Origin of the sequence: Rhodococcus sp. B10 (assembly GCF_011770055.1) — a bacterium.
GTDB lineage: Bacteria > Actinomycetota > Actinomycetes > Mycobacteriales > Mycobacteriaceae > Rhodococcoides > Rhodococcoides kyotonensis_B.
On sequence record NZ_JAAFYV010000001.1, the window covers coordinates 164,133 to 182,421 of the forward strand.

The 18,289-nt window shown below is 66.0% G+C and carries 18 protein-coding genes; 6 read left to right on the forward strand and 12 right to left on the reverse strand.

The window, feature by feature from the left end:
- Positions 1-149 precede the first annotated feature (149 nt).
- Positions 150-1,196, forward strand: coding sequence for a ferredoxin--NADP reductase (locus RhoFasB10_RS00415; RefSeq protein WP_167674631.1), 1,047 nt, complete (start codon positions 150-152; stop codon positions 1,194-1,196).
- Position 1,197: 1 nt separating this feature from the next.
- Here the strand turns inward: RhoFasB10_RS00415 and RhoFasB10_RS00420 are convergent, their stop codons facing one another.
- From RhoFasB10_RS00420 to RhoFasB10_RS00450, 7 genes are all read right to left on the reverse strand, one after another.
- Positions 1,198-1,491 carry a PASTA domain-containing protein gene (locus RhoFasB10_RS00420; protein ID WP_068432436.1) on the reverse strand — a complete coding sequence of 98 codons (294 nt, stop codon included), beginning with the start codon at positions 1,489-1,491 and terminating at the stop codon, positions 1,198-1,200.
- A 35-nt stretch (positions 1,492-1,526) separates the two neighbouring features.
- Positions 1,527-2,195 (reverse strand): ATP-binding cassette domain-containing protein, encoded by a 669-nt coding sequence (locus tag RhoFasB10_RS00425; RefSeq protein ID WP_167674632.1) that lies wholly within the window; start codon positions 2,193-2,195, stop codon positions 1,527-1,529.
- Complete coding sequence (locus RhoFasB10_RS00430) at positions 2,192-3,103, reverse strand: ABC transporter ATP-binding protein (protein ID WP_167674634.1); 912 nt, start codon at positions 3,101-3,103, stop codon at positions 2,192-2,194. Before RhoFasB10_RS00430 ends, RhoFasB10_RS00425 begins: the two co-directional genes overlap by 4 nt.
- On the reverse strand, positions 3,100-3,921 hold the full coding sequence (locus tag RhoFasB10_RS00435; RefSeq protein WP_167674636.1) for an ABC transporter permease: 822 nt from the start codon (positions 3,919-3,921) through the stop codon (positions 3,100-3,102). The genes RhoFasB10_RS00430 and RhoFasB10_RS00435 overlap by 4 nt, the downstream gene beginning before the upstream one ends.
- Positions 3,914-4,990, reverse strand: coding sequence for an ABC transporter permease (locus RhoFasB10_RS00440; protein ID WP_167674638.1), 1,077 nt, complete (start codon positions 4,988-4,990; stop codon positions 3,914-3,916). Before RhoFasB10_RS00440 ends, RhoFasB10_RS00435 begins: the two co-directional genes overlap by 8 nt.
- Positions 4,945-6,555 (reverse strand): ABC transporter substrate-binding protein, encoded by a 1,611-nt coding sequence (locus RhoFasB10_RS00445; protein ID WP_167674640.1) that lies wholly within the window; start codon positions 6,553-6,555, stop codon positions 4,945-4,947. The genes RhoFasB10_RS00440 and RhoFasB10_RS00445 overlap by 46 nt, the downstream gene beginning before the upstream one ends.
- A gap of 126 nt (positions 6,556-6,681) precedes the next feature.
- Entirely contained in the window at positions 6,682-7,935 is a 1,254-nt protein-coding gene (locus RhoFasB10_RS00450) for an MFS transporter (RefSeq protein WP_167674642.1), read from the reverse strand.
- A gap of 95 nt (positions 7,936-8,030) precedes the next feature.
- Here RhoFasB10_RS00450 and RhoFasB10_RS00455 point away from each other — a divergent pair, with 95 nt between their 5' ends.
- On the forward strand, positions 8,031-8,603 hold the full coding sequence (locus RhoFasB10_RS00455; protein ID WP_068432456.1) for a TetR/AcrR family transcriptional regulator: 573 nt from the start codon (positions 8,031-8,033) through the stop codon (positions 8,601-8,603).
- On the opposite strand, the gene RhoFasB10_RS00460 is transcribed toward RhoFasB10_RS00455, so the two are convergent.
- Together RhoFasB10_RS00460 and RhoFasB10_RS00465 are read right to left on the reverse strand one after the other, a co-directional pair.
- Positions 8,562-9,344 (reverse strand): aspartate/glutamate racemase family protein, encoded by a 783-nt coding sequence (locus RhoFasB10_RS00460; protein ID WP_167674644.1) that lies wholly within the window; start codon positions 9,342-9,344, stop codon positions 8,562-8,564. The genes RhoFasB10_RS00455 and RhoFasB10_RS00460 overlap by 42 nt on opposite strands.
- Positions 9,345-9,347: 3 nt before the next feature.
- The gene (locus RhoFasB10_RS00465) at positions 9,348-10,523 is read right to left on the reverse strand and encodes a cystathionine gamma-synthase (protein WP_068432487.1); all 1,176 of its coding nucleotides are present in this window, start codon (positions 10,521-10,523) and stop codon (positions 9,348-9,350) included.
- Positions 10,524-10,596: 73 nt separating this feature from the next.
- Here RhoFasB10_RS00465 and RhoFasB10_RS00470 point away from each other — a divergent pair, with 73 nt between their 5' ends.
- Positions 10,597-11,781, forward strand: coding sequence for an acyl-CoA dehydrogenase family protein (locus RhoFasB10_RS00470; protein WP_167674646.1), 1,185 nt, complete (start codon positions 10,597-10,599; stop codon positions 11,779-11,781).
- Positions 11,782-11,837: 56 nt separating this feature from the next.
- Here RhoFasB10_RS00470 and RhoFasB10_RS00475 read toward each other — a convergent pair whose 3' ends face one another.
- Positions 11,838-13,223: a cystathionine beta-synthase gene (locus tag RhoFasB10_RS00475; RefSeq protein WP_068432006.1), complete on the reverse strand. Its 1,386-nt coding sequence runs from the start codon at positions 13,221-13,223 to the stop codon at positions 11,838-11,840.
- A 113-nt stretch (positions 13,224-13,336) separates the two neighbouring features.
- Here RhoFasB10_RS00475 and RhoFasB10_RS00480 point away from each other — a divergent pair, with 113 nt between their 5' ends.
- Positions 13,337-14,293 carry an SGNH/GDSL hydrolase family protein gene (locus RhoFasB10_RS00480; RefSeq protein WP_174551504.1) on the forward strand — a complete coding sequence of 319 codons (957 nt, stop codon included), beginning with the start codon at positions 13,337-13,339 and terminating at the stop codon, positions 14,291-14,293.
- A gap of 60 nt (positions 14,294-14,353) precedes the next feature.
- Positions 14,354-15,574, forward strand: coding sequence for an acetyl-CoA C-acetyltransferase (locus RhoFasB10_RS00485; protein ID WP_167674648.1), 1,221 nt, complete (start codon positions 14,354-14,356; stop codon positions 15,572-15,574).
- A 54-nt stretch (positions 15,575-15,628) separates the two neighbouring features.
- Here the strand turns inward: RhoFasB10_RS00485 and RhoFasB10_RS00490 are convergent, their stop codons facing one another.
- A complete protein-coding gene (locus RhoFasB10_RS00490; protein WP_068431527.1) occupies positions 15,629-16,477 on the reverse strand; it encodes a Bax inhibitor-1/YccA family protein in 849 nt (282 codons plus the stop codon).
- Positions 16,478-16,694: 217 nt separating this feature from the next.
- Here RhoFasB10_RS00490 and RhoFasB10_RS00495 point away from each other — a divergent pair, with 217 nt between their 5' ends.
- Positions 16,695-17,117 carry a hypothetical protein gene (locus RhoFasB10_RS00495; protein ID WP_068431529.1) on the forward strand — a complete coding sequence of 141 codons (423 nt, stop codon included), beginning with the start codon at positions 16,695-16,697 and terminating at the stop codon, positions 17,115-17,117.
- 9 nt (positions 17,118-17,126) lie between these two features.
- On the opposite strand, the gene RhoFasB10_RS00500 is transcribed toward RhoFasB10_RS00495, so the two are convergent.
- Entirely contained in the window at positions 17,127-18,251 is a 1,125-nt protein-coding gene (locus RhoFasB10_RS00500) for a methyltransferase (protein ID WP_068431536.1), read from the reverse strand.
- Positions 18,252-18,289 lie beyond the last annotated feature (38 nt).

Below are 18,289 nucleotides of genomic sequence, written 5' to 3' on the forward strand. Positions count from 1 at the left end.
CTAGCCGGACGGCGACCGAAGTTCCCACCAGCGGCCGGGCAGGTGGGCACCTACCCGATCGGGCAGGGCGACGAGCGACCGGCAGTCGACATACCGTAGCCGGCGTGCAAAACTAGAACACGTTACAGTTATAGACGAGAGGACGCCCGATGGCGACAGCCGACGCACGCCGCGGCAACCGATCCCTGCTGCTCAGGGTCGCCGAGGTCGTCGACGAGACCCCCGAAGCGCGGTCCCTCGTCTTCGACCCACCCGACACGTTCGAGTATCTACCAGGCCAGTTTCTGACCGTACGAATTCCGAGCGAGAGAACGGGCGCAGTCGCCCGCTGCTACTCCCTGTCCAGTTCACCGCACCGCGGTGAGCCGCCGAAGGTGACCGTCAAACGCACGTACGACGGTTACGGCTCCAACTGGGTCTGCGACAACGTCGAGCCGGGAGACACGATCGAGGTGCTCCCCCCGTCGGGGCGATTCACCCCGAAGGACCTCGACGACGATTTCCTGCTCGTCGCCGCCGGGTCGGGAATCACGCCGATCATGTCGATTCTGAAGTCGGCACTGAGCGAAGGCATCGGAACGGTGACCCTGTTCTACGCGAATCGCAACGAGAACTCCGTCATCTTCTCGAACGAACTACGGACGCTCGCAGCCGAATATCCCCGACGGTTGACCGTCGTACATTGGCTCGAATCGCTGCAGGGCATACCGACCGTCGACCAATTGGCCACTTTCGCGGCGCCGTGTCGTGACCGTTGTGCATTCGTGTGCGGGCCCGGGCCGTTCATGGATGCGGCCGTCAAAGCACTTGCGTCGAGCGGTTTTCCGCGGAACCGAGTACGACGCGAGATCTTCACCTCGCTCGTCGGCGACCCGTTCGCCACTGTCGCCGAGGCAGAGGTCGCCGAGAGTCCTGCCCAGGCGGACGACGCGGTCGCCGTCGTCGAACTCGACGGCGGGAGGCACACTCTCGCGTGGCCGCGTGACAGGACGCTCGTCGACATCATGCTCGCCGAGGGCATCGACGTCCCCTACTCGTGCCGCGAGGGTGAGTGCGGGTCGTGCGCGTGCACCATGGTGGGCGGTGAAGTCGCGATGGAGAACACCGACGTCCTCGACGAGGACGACATCGCCGACGGGATGATCCTCGGGTGCCAGGCACGTCCCGTCAGCGACCGCGTCGAGATTCGGTTCTGACTCACCACGGATCGACGAACACGGTGATCGGCTGGGTTTCGGCAGCGGTCGTCGACGCGGCGAGCGACGTGCGGGTGACCGTCGTATCCCAGTCGTGCGCATAAGGACCGGAGACGACGACGTTGGTGAAGCCCGCGTCCTCGAGTACACGAACCGCTGCCGGAGCCGAATACCCGGTGACGTCGGGAACCGTGAGGGTGTCGGCCGTTGCCGCGGAGGCCAGTGACGCACCGCCGAGGGACAACGATCCGACGGCGGCGAGAACTGCGGCGGTCTTCTTGAACGAGTTGCGCACGATGACTCCTACGGAGAAGTGAATTGCTGACCTCTTCAGGTTGCACGCCTACCCTGAAAGTCCACGCCGTCCATGCTGTGGACTTCCTGGGTGCACAGCGCATTCAGCAGTTCGGTGTCGTGGCTGATGAGCAGGACACCCATTCCCGTTTCTTCGGCCTCGTCCCGGATGACGTGCATGATCGAGGCCGTCGTAGCCGCGTCGAGCATGGCCGTCGCCTCGTCGCAGATCAGATACTTCGGCTCCTGCGCCAGTGCCCGTGCGACACATGCTCGTTGCAGCTGCCCGTCGCTCACCTGGTGTGGACGACGCGTCAGCAGATCCGGCGTCAGGCCGACACGTGCAGCGAGATCGTGCGCGACGATCTTCCGCCCGACGATCGCGGCGGGCTGTTCGATGATGGACCGCAACGACATTCGTGGATCCGTCGCGGCGCGTGGCGACTGGAACAGCATCGCCACCTGACGCCGCATAGACGCGGGCACGCCGAAACCAGTTCCTGGAACTGTACTTCCGTCGATGGTCACCGTCCCCGCGCGCGGTTCGAGCAGCATCGCCAACACCCGCGCCAACGTCGACTTTCCGGAGCCCGACGGCCCGGCAAGACCGACGATCTCTCCGGCCGACACCGACAACGACGCGTCCTGCAGCACGTTCGACGTACCGGCATATCCCGCGGTGATTCCGACTGCGTCGAGACTCATGCACTCACCCTCGTTCGGTATGCCCTGCTGCCGATCGTGACCAGTTCGGTCGGTCCGCCGGACATGACGGTGTCCGGTCTGCGCAGGTGATAGACGCACTCACCCGGCAGATCGGTGAGTTGTGGCGGGGTACCCGGCATGGGATGGAGCCCTCGCGACGGTAACGCGTTCACCAGATCCCGCGTGTAGTCGTGAAGCGGCTCGTCCAGAACCAGTGCGGCGGGACCGGTTTCCATGATGCGCGACGCGTACATCACCGCGACTCGATCGGCGACGGCCGTGCGCACGAGCGACGCCAGGTCGTGAGTGATCAGCAGGACCGCGGCCCCGTCGTCGGCACATCGACGCAGGAGGCGCAGAACCCGATCGGTCAGTTCCCCGTCGAGGCCCGCCGTGGGCTCGTCGGCGACGATCACCGCGGGATCGCCGACGAGTGCGCCCGCGATGGCGACGCGCCCGGCCATGCCGCCGGACAATTCGTGTGGGTAGAGGTCCAGGTCGGCAGGGTCGAGACCGACGGTGCGCGCGAGTTCGTCGGCACGATGGCGTGACCCGAGTACTCGGATGGTCTCGTCGAGCTGCGACCGAGCCGTCCGCACCGGCGTCAGGTACGACGATGCGGACTGCGGGATCAGCGCGACGTCACGACCGCGGAAACCACTGTCGGTGAGGACATCGACCGTGCGATTCGCAGTCGTGACCTCGATCGATCCCGACACCCTCGATCCGACGGGCAACATCGCCATCACGGCCGACGCGAGAATCGATTTGCCGCAGCCGGATTCACCGACCAACGCCGTGACCGTGCCTGCCGGGACGGACAGATTCACCCCCGTCGCGGCGTGCACGACCGAGCCGTTGCCCAGTGGAATACGAATCGTCAGGTCGTCGATCGTCAGTGCAGTCACAGTCGGAGCTCCGAAGGCTTGGGCGGGACCGTCGCCGCGCGTAGTGCCGATCCCGCAGCGGCCACCGACACCGTGGCCAGGACGAGGATCCCGGCAGGAAACACCAGAGTCCACCAGCCACCGAGCAGCAACGAACTCCTTGCTTCGGACAGCAGAGTTCCGAGACTGGGTTCGTGCGGCGGCAGCCCGAAGCCCAGGAAGGACAGGGTGGACTCGTGCCAGATCGCATGCGGCAGAAGCAGAACGACGGCGACCATAGCCTGCGGCAGGATCGCCGGCACCATGTGCCGCGTGATGACATGCGTGCAACTCGCGCCTGCAAGGACCGCCGCGTCGATGTAAGGCCGTCCACGCAGGCCGAGAATCTCCGACCGCACGATGCGCGCTACCTGCGTCCAGTGCGTCAGCGCGATCGACAGCACGATCGCGACGAGGCTACCGCGGAACATTGCGACGATGACGATCCCGAGCAGCAGGTGCGGCAACGCGTTGATCGCGTCGGTACTGCGCATGACGACGCGGTCCACCGGGCCACCCCACAGTCCGGCGATCGTTCCGACGGCCGCTCCGATCACCGTCGCCAACAGCGCACACGCGGCGGCGATCACCAGAGACGTACGGATCGCTGCCGCGCTGCGGACGAGCAGGTCTCGACCTGCCGAATCCGTACCGAACCAGTGGGACGTCGACGGCCCTTGCCTGGCCGCAGCGAAGTCGGTGACACGATCGTCCACTCCCGACAGCCACGGCACGAACACCGCATACAGCGCGAGCACAGCCAGAACCGCGCCCGCGACGGCGAGCCTGCGCCTATCCATCGGTCGTCACTCGCGGATCCAGACGTGCGACAACCACATCGGCGAGGAGCGATCCGAGCAGTACCGCCAACGTAGTTCCGATCGTCAGAAACGCGAGCAACGCCATGTCCAGATCACGCGCGGATTGCACGATGGCTCCGGCGATTCCTGGCCACGAGAACACTTCCTCGACGAGGACGGCGCCGACGACGAGCTCCGGCAGTCGCACACCGACGACGTTGACGAACGGGGCGAGCGATGTCGGCACGATGTGCTTCCGGGTGATCGTCGACGTCGGAATACCGCGTGCCACTGCGCCTGCGACGAAGTCCTCTCCGCGCGAGACCGATACGGACTCGCGAACCGCCAGCAGCAACCACGGCAGCTGCGACAGCGCGAGAACCGCGACCGGGAGCGCCATGTGTGCCGCGACGCCGGCGAACGTCGGGTCGGCGCCCGCGTCCGTCAGCCCGGCGACCGGCAGCCAGCCGAGCCCGAGTGCGAACAACGCGATCGCGCCGAGCGACAGTACGAAAGGCGGCAGGCCTTGAATCGTGATGCACAGGGCGGTGACTGCGCGGTCGAGGATGCCACCGCTTCGAATTCCTGCGAGGACGCCGAGAACCAGTGCGACCGTCACGGCGAGCGCAAGCCCGACGCCTGCGAGCAGCAACGTCCACGGCACGCGCTCGGTCAGCACGTCCACGACCGGTTGCCCGAAGGACCTCGACATGCCCAGGTCACCGGTGAACAGACCCTGCACCCACTGCCAGTACGTGGTGTACCAGGGCTGATCCAAGCCGAGCTGCTCGGCGATCATCTGCTTGTCGGCATCCGACGTCGTCGTGTACCGAACTCCGAGATAAGCGACGAGCGGATCGAACGGCGAAATCGACGCGGCCGCGAACAAACCCGCGGACACCGCAGCGCACACCGGAATCACGAACATCAGCCGGCGGCCGATCATGGCGAGGATCCCTCGGCGACGCGTACTCGGGTCGTGACGCGTCGTGGTCCTCGCGTCGGGCCGCGCGATCGTGGCCGTCACGACTGCCTCGTCCACGTCTGCAGCGACCACCACGGTCCCCATGTCACACCGTGCGCATGCGGTTCGAGGATCGGCCCGGACTTCGTCCAGTCCGAATCCTTCGACACGTACGTGTGGTCGAGGAACACCAGATAGACGTAACCGGGATCGTCGACGTACGCCCGCTGCATGTCGCGATACGCCGCGTCACGTTCGGCTGGGTCGAGGCTCCGACGTCCGGCCTCGAGCGCAGCATCGACGGCTGGGTTCGAGTAGTCGCTCGCGTTGTCGTAGATGCTGCCGACTCCCGGTTCCACGAACTCGGAATCGAGTGCGTTGTACGCCTGGGTATCCGGGTCGTACGGTTCGGAACCACCGCCGAGCAGCGTCGCGTCGTACGAGATGCGCGGGTCGATCCGGTCCCAGGACAAAGCCTCCAGATTCACTTCGACGCCGACCGCCAACGCATCGGATGCGAACGCCTGGGCCAGATCCCGTCGCACGGTGTCCGACGCGTTGTACATCACCGAGAACTCGGCACGCACCCCGTCCCTGACGCGTATGCCGTCGGGCCCGACGACCCACCCCGCCGCGGTCAGGAGCCGTTCCGCCTCAGCGGGATCGTAGGGGAACGCGGCCGATGGCTCGTACGCAGCGCCGTACACCTCCGGGATGGGTGTCGCGGCGGGGCGGCCGTGTCCGCCGAGGATGTTGTCGACCATCGACTGGCGGTTCGCGGCGAGGTTCAACGCCATCCGCATCGCCTTGTCCCCTGCGACGGGATTGTCGGTCGGCAGGGACACACCTCGCCAGTCCGCAGACGTGTTGGCGGTCAACGACATTCCGTCACGTCCGTCGAGAGTCTCGGCGAGCAGCGGCGGGAGGTTGGTTCCGTCGATCTCCCCCGCCGCCATACGCTGGGCTCGGGTGTTGTCGTCCGGAACGTACAGCAGAGTCAACTTCTTCACTTCCGGTGCGCCGCCGAAATAGTCCTCGTTGGCTTCGAACACCGCGCGGTCGGGAGACAGGTCGACAAGCGTGTACGGGCCGGTCCCGATCGGCGCGGTGTTCAGACTCGACTCGGCCGCAAGCCCCTCGGTCGCAACGGATTCCGACGGTACGATGCCGATCAGCATCTTCGTCGGCATCGCCGAATAGGGATAGGCGAGACGAAATTCGACGGTTCGAGGGTCGAGCGCGGTCACCTCGGTGATCATGTCGAACGACGACCGTGCCTCCGACGCCGACGCCGGATTCAGGATGGCGTCGTAGGTGGCGACGACATCCGCCGCGTCGAACGTCGACCCGTCGGAGAACGTGACACCCTCGCGCAACGGAACCGTCCAGACGGTCGCGTCGGCATTGGCAGTCGGGAGCTCCGTCGCGAGGGACGGTTCGAAACCGGGAAGACCGTCGGTGCCGTCGAGCTTCAGCAGCCCGTCGTACATCTTGGCCTCACCCGCGGCGCCGTAACCGGCGATCGGGTTGTAGCCACCGAGTTCGTAGCCGTCCGCAAGGACGAGACCGTCCTGGGCCGACGAGCCCGACGAGTTCGTCGGCGCGCTGCACGCAGCCAGCGCGAGAGCGCACAGGGATGCAGCGCCCACAGCCAGTCCTGACCGAGCCATCGACCCTCCTTCGTTCATCTGAGCACTTGTTCAGATAAACAAATAGTCCCACAGACGACGAGGGACGGCAGCGAGACGACCGACTACCGCCCGGTCGTCCGGCAAGACTGGACGATCGGGTAGGGCTCAGACCTGAACTGCCACAGCGCTTCGCTCGCGCCTCGAGGCGACGATGCTGCCCACCGACGACGCCAGCGCCAGCACGATCACCATCCCGCCGTAGACCACTGCGGTCGGCTCCAGACCGAAACGGTGAACCGCCAGGCCACCGACCACGGCAGGGACGCTGAATGCGGTGTAACTGATGACGAACGTGGTCGCGAAGGCACTGCCTCGCTCGGCCGCGGGAACCAGCGCGCCGAGTGTGCGCATCGCCCCCAGGAAGGCACTACCCCACCCTGCCCCGGCGACGACCGCACCCGCGAAGTACAGCGTGACCGATCCGGCAGCGACGGCGATCAACGACGCAGTGACACCGACGGACAACACGATCGCCCCGCCGATCATCACAGCTCGAGGTGGTCGATGCCGAACCGTCGCGGCCGCAGCGGAACCCGAGAAGAAGAGGGCGAAGATCTCGAGCCCGCCGACGATGTGATTGTCGATGCCGAACAACGAACCCATGATCGACGGCCCGAGCGACAGGTGGAACCCGCCGAGCGACCACGTTGCGATCAATACCGGGACGATCAACAGGAACTGCGCGCGAATACCCTCTGGGATCGAGACTTTCGGCCGGAGCAACTGTGCAAGGTGGCGACGGGATTCCACGCCGTGCAAGGCCGATGTCTCCGGCACGAACAACAGCACTGCCGCCAGGAGAACCGTCGACGCGATCAGGAGCGCGAAGACGAGAACCGTCGGTGCCGGTGCGAGTTGAACCAGCAGCCCGGAACCCAGTGCACCGGTGGCCAATCCGATCGACGGTGCCACACTGTTCACCAGCGGGCCCGACCACTCCGACGGCTGCAGATCGATCACGGCTGCGCTCAGAGCCCCCGTTGCCGTTCCCGCGGCCAATCCCTGCACGACGCGCGCCGCGATCAGAGTCGGCACGTCGTCGGCGACGACGAACAGCACGAGGCTGACGACCAGAAGTCCGAGCGCTCCGAACATGATCGGCTTTCGACCCACATGGTCGGACAGGCTTCCGACAACCAACAGCGCCACGAGCAGAGCGAGCGCGTACACGGCGAACACGATCGTCAGTGTCGTCGACGAGAAGCCCCATGCTTGCTGATAGACCGGGTACAGCGGCGACGGTGCCGCCGACGACGCCATGACGACGAGATACGTCACTCCGACCGCGACGAACGCGATCGAAGGCGGCATCCGTCGTGCCGATCGCTTCGCCGTTTCGGGCGCAACCGTCTCAGTCATGGAACCTCCCCAAGCGCCTAACGCAACTTCTATTGCTTTAGACGACGATAGACCGATGGCTGCACTAACGCCAATCCGTTTGCAATAATGGAGAAATGTCCGTTACCGATCGCCGTACGGCCCGCCCGGGCGGGCGCAGCGCCCGTGTCCGCGCCGATGTTCATCGGGCGGTCACCGAGCTGATCGGTGAAGAGGTCGACGCCTTGTCGATTCCCCTGGTTGCCGAACGCGCAGGCGTGGCTGCCACCACCGTGTATCGCCGGTGGGGCGACCTCGACGCCTTACGCACCGAGGTGGCGATGGAAGTCCTGACGGCCGACGGCCCGGTGCCCGACACCGGTGACCTTCATCGCGATCTGGCCATCTGGTGCGAATTCCTCGTCACCGACATCGCACGACCCGAACGCACCTCGTTTCTGCGCACTGTCGTGGGGTCGACGAAGGACGACACAGGCAAGAGTCACTGCCTCGACAAACGCGAACTGCAGATCGACACCATCCTCGGGCACGCCCGCGACCGCGGGGAGCCCGCCCCCACCCGCGACGACGTCATGGATCACGTCGTCGCGCCGTTGTACTTCCGCATCCTGTTCGGACTCGGCGGTACCGACGTCAGCTATGCGCGCTCACTGGTCGATCGACTGTTCCAGCACGAGGCCCGCGAGTAACCGTCCCTCGTGGTGCGCCAGCGCGCTCGCCGGGAGGCTGCCGACACGTCCGCTGAGCGACACCGTCACCGCACCCGACCCCGACGCGGGACGACCCAACTGGTCGATGCGCCGAAGGGTTTGTCGCGCAACGGCTTCCGCGCTGTCGAACAGCGTGACACCGTCCGGGAGCGCCGCCGCGATCTCGGCGGCGACGAGCGGGTAGTGCGTACACCCGAGCACGACGGCCTCGACATCCGAGGGCGTCGCGGCCGCGGCGGCATCGATGGCGCGTGAGATGCCCTCCCTGTCCCCCCGATCGATGGCGTCGGCCAGCCCGTGGCAGGCGATCGCAGACACGGTACGACCGGGTGCGAAATCCTCGATCAACCGCGCTTGATAGGCACTTGCCGTCGTCGCCGCCGTTGCCCAGACGGCAATCCGATCATGTTCTGCCGCAGCGGGTTTGATCGCGGGAACCGTGCCGACGACGGGAACGGCCGTACCCAGGTGAGCACGCAGGTGCGTCAACGCGGTGACGCTTGCCGTGTTGCACGGCAACACGATCACCTCCGCGCCGGACGCGACGGCCCGATCGGCGGTCCCGAGTACACGATCGACGACCCACTCGTCGGCCTTCGGTCCCCACGGAGCCCCGTCCGGGTCCATGAGGAGGAACAGATCGAGCTCGGGACGCAGTGTTCGAAGATGTGCCGACGTCGGCAACATTCCGAGTCCCGAGTCGATCAGTCCGACGATCATTCCTTACTGACCCAGCGCCTGCTCGATGTCGCCGACGAGGTCGGCACCGTCTTCGATACCGACCGACAGACGCACCAAGTCGTCCGGAACCTCGAGCAGCGAACCGGCCGTCGACGCGTGCGTCATCGCACCGGGGTGCTCGATGAGCGACTCGACGCCGCCGAGCGACTCGGCCAGCGTGAAGATCTCCGTGCGCGCGCAGAAGTCCAGCGCAGCCTGCTTGCCGCCCTTCAACCGCACTGAGATCATGCCGCCGAACCGTCGCATCTGCTTGGCGGCGACCGCGTGCGACGGGTGCTCGGCGAGACCCGGGTAGATGACCTGCGAGATGGCCGAGTGGCCGGAGAGCACCTCCACGATCTTCTCCGCGTTGTCGCTGTGACGTTCCATGCGCAGGGCGAGAGTCTTGATGCCACGCAGCGTCAAGAACGCGTCGAACGGTCCGGGAACGCCGCCTGCGCCGTTCTGCAGGAACGCGAACGCCGCGTCGAGCTCCTCGTCGTCGGTGACGAGCGCGCCACCGACGACGTCGGAGTGTCCGCCGATGTACTTGGTCGTCGAGTGCAGTGCGACGTCGGCACCGAGCTGCAGCGGCTGCTGCAGGTAGGGCGACGCGAACGTGTTGTCGACGACGAGCTTCGCATTGCCCTCGTGCGCGACACCGGCAAGCGCCTCGATGTCACCGACGTTCAGGAGCGGGTTGGTGGGCGTCTCGACCCACACGAGCTTCGTGTTGGGGCGGATGGCGTCACGCACGGCGTCGACGTCGGAGACCGCGGCGACCGAGTACTCGATTCCCCACTGCGTGAACACCTTGTCGATCAGACGGAACGTACCGCCGTACGCGTCGTTCGGAATGACGAGGTGATCGCCGGGACGCAAGGTCGCGCGCAGCAGCGCGTCCGTCGCAGCCATGCCCGACGAGAACGCGCGCCCGTAGGTGCCCGACTCGATCGCCGCGAGGTTCGCCTCGAGCGGCCGACGCGTCGGATTGCCGGTGCGTGCGTACTCGAAGCCGCTGCGCATACCGCCGACGCCGTCCTGAGCGAAAGTCGAGCTCGCGTAGATCGGCACGTTGACCGCGCCCGTCAGCGGATCGGGTTCGTACCCGGCATGAACCGCCTTCGTGGAAAACCCCTGCCAGGAGGTGCTGTCTGCCTTGCTGCGCTGCTCACTCATGGCTTCCAGCCTAATAGGCAGCAGAACTGAGTAGCCTGCGGGAGACACCGCCGAGAAGAAAGAGGCACCCATCGTGGCCGATTCGACTTCACGCTCGCAGAGCGTCGACGAACTCTTCGCCTTCGAGACCCTGCTTGACACCGAGGAGAAGGACATCCGGGCCACGGTGCGTGCGTTCGGCACCGACCGCATTCGCCCACACCTCGCCGACTGGTTCGAGGAGGGGACCGTCCCCGCGCGCGAACTCGCGAAAGAACTGGGGGCCCTGGGTCTGCTCGGTATGCACCTCGAAGGGTACGGCTGCGCGGGCACGTCGGCGACGGCATACGGACTGGCCTGCATGGAACTCGAGGCGATGGACTCCGGTATCCGCAGTCTCGTCTCGGTGCAGGGATCGCTCGCGATGTTCGCGATCTGGAAGTACGGGTCCGAGGAGCAGAAGCAGCAATGGCTTCCCGGCATGGCCGAGGGAAACCTGATCGGCTGCTTCGGGCTGACCGAGGCCGACTACGGCTCGAACCCCGGTGGAATGCGGACGCGCGCCAGGCAAGACGGCAGCGACTGGATTCTCGACGGCAGCAAGATGTGGATCACCAACGGTCCCGTCGCCGACGTCGCGATCGTCTGGGCGCAGACCGACGACAAGATCCGTGGCTTCGTCGTTCCGACGGACACACCGGGCTTCACGGCGAACACCGTGAAGAAGAAGCTGTCGCTCCGGGCGTCCATCACCGGTGAGCTCGTTCTGGACGGCGTCAGGCTGCCGGAGAGCGCGATGCTGCCCGAGGCCCGCGGACTCGGCGGCCCGCTGGGCTGTCTGAACGAAGCGAGATTCGGCATCGTGTTCGGCGCGATGGGAGCGGCCAGGGACTGCCTCGAATCGGCGATCGAGTACTCCAAGACGCGCGAGGTGTTCGACAAGCCGCTCGGGGGCTATCAGCTCACGCAGGCGAAGCTCGCGAACATGGCCGTCGAACTCGGGAAGGGCGAGCTGCTCGCACTGCACCTCGGCCGACTGAAGGACAAGGGTGAACTGCGCGGCGAGCAGGTGTCGGTCGGCAAGCTGAACAACGTACGCGAGGCGCTGAAGATCGCTCGCGAATGCCGAACCATCCTTGCGGCGAACGGAATCACGCTCGAGTACCCGGTGCTACGACACGCCAACAACCTGGAGTCGGTGTTGACGTACGAGGGCACCTCCGAGGTGCATCAGCTCGTCATCGGTCAGGCGCTCACCGGTTCCAGCGCGGTTCGGTAGGCGCTCCCATGTGAGTGCGAATGTATAGCGGGCTCTACATTCGCACTCACATGGGGTTATGCCCCCTTGCTGAGGAACCCGAGGAGATCGTGCCGGGTGATGACGCCTGCCGGCTTACCCTCTTCGACGACCATGAGCGCATCGGTCTCGCCGAGCGCCTTGGTGGCGTCGGAGACGTTCTCGCCCGCACCGATCAGCGGGAACGGCGGACTCATGTGCTTCGCGACGGGGTCGGCGAGCGTCGCGCGCCCCTCGAACACTGCGCTCAACAGGTCGCGCTCGGTGACACTGCCCGCAACTTCGCCTGCCATGACGGGCGGCTCGGCACCGACGACCGGCATCTGCGAGACGCCGTACTCACGCAGGATCTCGATGGCGTCGCGCACGGTCTCGGACGGGTGCGTGTGCACGAGGTCGGGCAGTGCGCCGGACTTGCCTCGCAACACGTCGCCGACCGACGGCTCGTCCGTCTTGCCGTCGAGCCGTGAACGCAGGAAGCCGTACGACGACATCCAGTCGTCGTTGAAGATCTTCGCGAGGTATCCGCGGCCACCGTCGGGCAGCAGCACGACCACGACGGCGTCGGGACCTTCACGCTCGGCGACCTTGATCGCGGCGACTGCAGCCATACCGCACGAGCCACCGACGAGGAGACCCTCTTCACGGGCGAGGCGACGCGTCATGTCGAACGAGTCGGCGTCGGACACGGCGATGATCTCGTCGGGGATCGACGGGTCGTACGCGGTCGGCCAGAAGTCCTCACCGACGCCCTCGACCAGGTACGGCCGTCCGGTGCCGCCGGAGTACACCGAGCCCTCGGGGTCGACGCCGATGACCTTGACCTTGCCGCCGGAGACCTCCTTCAGGTACTTGCCGGTGCCGGAGATGGTGCCGCCGGTGCCGACGCCTGCCACGAAGTGCGTGATCTTGCCGTCGGTGTCCGCCCAGATCTCGGGACCGGTGGTTTCGTAGTGGCTCTGCGGTCCCGCCGGGTTGGCGTACTGGTTGGGCTTCCATGCGCCGTCGATCTCGCGAACGAGACGGTCGGAGACGCTGTAATAGCTGTTGGGGTCTTCGGGCGCGACTGCCGTCGGGCAGACGACGACCTCGGCGCCGTACGCGCGAAGCACGTTGCGCTTGTCCTCACCGACCTTGTCGGGGCACACGAACACGCACTTGTATCCACGCTGCTGAGCGACGAGCGCGAGGCCGACGCCGGTGTTGCCGGAGGTCGGCTCGACGATGGTGCCGCCCGGCTTCAACTCGCCCGACGCCTCGGCCGCGTCGATCATCTTCACGGCAATGCGGTCCTTGGACGAGCCGCCGGGGTTCAGGTATTCGATCTTGGCAGCAACGATCCCCGCGTTGTCGCCGACAACGGAGGAAAGCTTGACCAACGGAGTGTTGCCGATGAGTTCGGTGACGTGCTGTGCGATGCGCATGGTGCCATCTTCCCAGACGCGCCGCAGCGCGCTCTTCGGTACCGCCGTGACGACGCGCCGGAAATGCATACGATGGAAATCGTGGCGCTCAGCGAAGGAGATCAACAGTGCCCATGAGTCGATGGCGCATTGCGGCGAGAGCCGGTGCGGCAACAGTCCTCGCAGGCTCGTCAGCTGGGACGGCGTCGTGGGCGATGTACCGACATCTGATGTCCCAAGCCACGTCCGCGAGAGGCGTGATCGGCCGGTCGACGGCCAAACCGCCCGAGGCCGACGGCATCTACGGACCAGGTGATCGGACGCCGCGGCCCTGGCGAATGGGAAGTTCAGCAGATATTCATCTGATGATTTTCGGCGACTCGACCGCGGCCGGTGTCGGCTGCGTGATCGCCGACGAGGTTCCGGGCGTTCTCGTCGCACGTGGCCTTGCCGACGAAACGGGAAAACAGATCCGCCTCAGCACCAAAGCTATCGGCGGTGCGACGTCCAAGGGCCTCGAGGGCCAGGTCGACGCCATGTTCGTCGCCGGTCCCGCACCCGACGCCGCAGTCATCCTCGTCGGCGCCAACGACGTCACGAAAAAGTTCTCGATCGCTGCGTCGGCTGCGCGGCTCGGAGCCGCCGTCGAGCGCTTGACCGCGAAGGGCACGGTCGTCGTCGTGGGGACGTGCCCCGATCTCGGCGTCGTCACCGCCATTCCGCAGCCACTGCGCACCGTCGTCCGCAATTGGGGCCTTCGTCTCGCGCGCGCTCAGACCGCTGCGACGCTCGCCGCCGGCGGCCACCCGGTCGCGCTGGCCGATCTCCTCGCGCCCGAATTTCTGGCCGCCCCCGACACGATGTTCTCACCGGACCGCTTTCATCCGTCCGCGGCGGGTTACGAACTCGCTGCGCAGCAACTGCTGCCCGTCCTCGCCGCCGCGCTCGGCGAGTGGAACGGCGGTCCGCTGCCCGAGCTCCCCCAGGTGTCCGAGGCCGTGGAATCACGTCGGTTGGCGCCGCGCGCCGCGGCGTCGCTCGATCGTTTCCTACGCAGACGTGGTGCCGAAATCCAAGGAGCGGGCGGCTGACGCTAGATTCTTGCTACTCGCCGGTAACCAGAAGCTGTATCACCCAACGAAGGAGAGTTCATGCCAGAAGCAGTGATCGTCAGTACCGCTCGTTCCCCGATCGGCCGCGCGATGAAAGGCTCGCTGAAGGACGTCCGTCCCGACGACCTGACCGTGCAGATGGTGTCGGCGGCGCTCGCGAAGGTTCCCGAGCTCGACCCCACCGACATCGACGACCTCCTGCTCGGATGCGGCCTGCCCGGCGGCATGCAGGGCAACAACCTCGCTCGGATCGTCGCGGTACTCCTCGGCTACGACTCGCTGCCCGGAACCACCGTCACCCGCTACTGTTCGTCGTCGCTGCAGACCACCCGCATGGCGCTGCACGCGATCAAGGCAGGCGAAGGCGACGTCTTCATCTCCGCCGGCGTGGAAAGCGTCTCCAGTTTCATCCACGGCAGCTCCGATTCGCTTCCGCAGAGCCACAACCCACTGTTCGAAAGCGCCGAGGCACGCACCAAGAAGGTCGCCGAGGAAGGCGCCGACAGCTGGACCGACCCGCGTGAGAGCGGACAGCTGCCCGACGCCTACATCGCCATGGGCCAGACCGCCGAGAACGTCGCCCTGCTGACCGGCATCTCCCGTGAGGAGCAGGACCACTGGGGTGTCCGAAGCCAGAACCGCGCCGAGGACGCGATCAAGTCCGGTTTCTTCGAACGCGAGATCACCCCGGTCACGCTGCCCGACGGCACCGTCGTCAGCACCGACGACGGCCCGCGCGCCGGCACGACGTACGAGAAGATCAGCGAACTCAAGCCGGTCTTCCGTCCGAACGGAACCGTGACCGCAGGCAACGCGTGCCCGCTCAACGACGGCGCCGCGGCACTGGTGATCATGAGTGACACCAAAGCCAAGGCTCTCGGCCTGACCCCGCTCGCCCGGATCGTCTCGACCGGCGTGACCGGCACGTCCCCCGAGATCATGGGCCTCGGACCGATCGAGGCGACGCGCAAGGCACTGTCGATCGCGGGCATGTCGATCTCCGACATCGACCTGTTCGAGATCAACGAAGCGTTCGCGGTGCAGGTCCTCGGGTCCGCTCGCGACCTCGGCATCGATCACGACAAGCTGAATGTCTCCGGTGGCGCTATCGCTGTCGGACACCCGTTCGGCATGACCGGCGCCCGCATCACCACGACACTGCTGAACAACCTGACCACGCACGACAAGACGTTCGGCGTCGAGACCATGTGCGTCGGCGGCGGCATGGGCATGGCAATGGTGCTCGAGCGCCTCAGCTGACACCCGGAGACGAGAAAGGCCCCCGCATCAGCGGGGGCCTTTCTCGTGCAGGTGCTAGTCGTTCTGGAAGTAGCTGAGCAGACGCAGGATCTCGACGTACAGCCAGACGAGCGTGATGGTCAGTCCGAGCGCAACGCCCCAGGCTGCCTTCTCCGGAGCCTGTGCGCGGATGAGCTGGTCGGCCTGGTCGAAGTCCAGCAGGAAGCTGAATGCCGCGATGCCGATGCAGACGAGGCTGAAGATGATCGCGATCGGACCACCGTCGCGAAGGCCGAAGCCGCCGTCGACGAAGAAGCTGGCGATCAAGTTGCCGAGTGCGAGAACCACGACACCGATGAGCGCGCCGATTATCATGCGGGTGAACCGAGGCGTGACGCGGATGGCGCCGGTCTTGTAGACGACGAGCATTCCGAAGAACACGCCGAACGTACCGAGAACGGCCTGGCCGATGAGGGCAGCGCCGCCCACGCCGCCGAACATGACGTCCGTGAACATCAGAGACAGAGCACCGAGGAACAGACCCTCGGCGACGGCGTACGCCAGGACGATGGCCGGGTTGTCCATCTTGCGACCGAAGGTCGCGACGAGCACCAGCACGAGGCCGACGATGGCGCCGCCGATGACGAACATGGGGGCGAGCGACGGGTTACCGCTGGAGAGGACGTAGGAGATGATCGCCGAGACGGTCAGCACACCGAGCGTGATGCCGGTCTTGGTGACGACGTCGTCGATGGTCATGGCCCGCGACGTCGGCCCGGCCTGGTAGGGCTCGCCGTACGTCTGCGGCTGTCCGAACTGCTGAGTGGCCTGCGAGGCACCAGCCGTCGCAGTGCCGAAAGTGGCGTATCCGCCGCCCTCCTGCTTGGGCAGGTTGCGGAACACCGGGTTGCTGGAGGTGCGCACCGTGTTTCTTCCCTTCTGAGGTTGCAAGCCCTTCGTGGCTGGAGGACCTTGCGTCGACTCGTCGCCGACAGCTGTATGTAAAACTCCCACATACGGACAAAAGTTCCCAGTCGGACCCGAGAACTTCCGACAAATCGGACTCTACCGTCTGGAGCGACTCGTCGGACAGCGACGTCCGGTTTCCCGTCCGACATCAGTGGGCATTGTCGATAGCGTGATGATGAACGATGACGGAACGGATCAGACCCTCGACCAGAGTGAAAGCCTGGATTCCGACGAACTGCGCAACGACGACGGCGACTCTACGGTCGAACCGCCGGATCACTGGAGCGAAGCCGACAAGTTCGGCACGACGCCCGAGGAAGCTCTTCAGGGCGAGAGCCTCGACGAGAAGCTCAGCGAAGAAGAACCGGATGTTCCGCTCGAGAACGACGAGCGCGCGGTGTCCGAGACACCCGACGCGGAACTGACCGAAGATCTCGTCGACAAGGAGATTCTCGAGTCCGACGAGGATCCCGACATCGATTACGCCGACGGTCAGCGTCAGGCCGAGATCATCGAGGGCACGCTGGTGGAGGATCGTGGCCGCGACCGCGGGCAGATCGACGGCACCCCGGAGGACGGCGGACCCGTCGAATAGGACGTCGGCTCAGCCGATGGTCGATCGAGTCACGGTGAACTTCGCGTTCTTGCCCACCGTCTCGGTCGGCCCCACGGCCGCGCGGAGCTCGCCTCGATAGTTCAAGTGCGAGTTGTACACGGTCCACAGCTCGCCGCCCGGTCGCAGCACGCGGCCCGACGCAGCGAACAGTTTTTCCGCACTTCCGGTGTGAAGCGACGCGCCCTCGTGAAATGGCGGATTGCACACGATCAGATCGACGGACGCGGAATCGAACGTGGACATGGCGTCGTCGCGAATCACCGACAGGTCCAGTCCGTTGGCCGCAGCGGTGGCCGCAGCGGACGCCGTCGCGGCAGCGGACCGGTCGGTCGCCACCACTCGTGCGGCCATCCTGTCCCGAGCGAGCAGGCACGCGAGAATGCCCGTCCCGCAACCCAAGTCGACGATGTCACGCGCATCGGGGTTCATCTCCGGCAGGAACGACGCGAGGAATCTCGTGCCGATGTCCAGTTTCGCTCCCGCGAACACAGCACCGTGCGCGACGACGGTCAGCCCCACGTCGTCGAGTCGCTCGCTGACCGGGTAACTCTCGGGCGCCCGACGGATCGGGGTCGACGCCGTGATCACCCGAGACTTCTGACGCCCGCGGCCCGCGATCACGGAGTCGAAACTCGCGCCCAGCACGCCGTTCATCGCAGGAGTCATGTGCTTGTCTCGACCACCGGCGAACACCCGCACGTCGGGAGCCGCGAATGCGGCGATGTTCTCGGCGATTTCGGTCAATTCGGCCAAACTTCGAGGCAACTGCATCACGACCAGCCGTGCGCCGTTCAGAAGATCGCTCCCGAGTGGGAGGTTCCGGTAGGTGTCGGCCATCCCCAGCGCCGACGCGTTACGCCCGAGTGCGATCTCCCCCGTGATCGGATCCTGGTGTACTCGAATGTCGTTCGTCTTCACGATCGCCGCTGCACCCAATGTCAGCGCCCCGTAGCGATCGCCGATCACGACCGCGTCGCGTCCACCGACCTCGGCCAGTGCGTCGGCTGCGGTGTCGAGAATCAGCCGATCGGCAGCATCCGACGCGAACAGATTGGGCGCCTCCGCATCGGGATAGCGGCGCAGGCCGTTCAGGACGGATTCGACGTCGTGCATGTCCATCAGTGTTTCATCCCCGCATCGGAGCTGCCAAA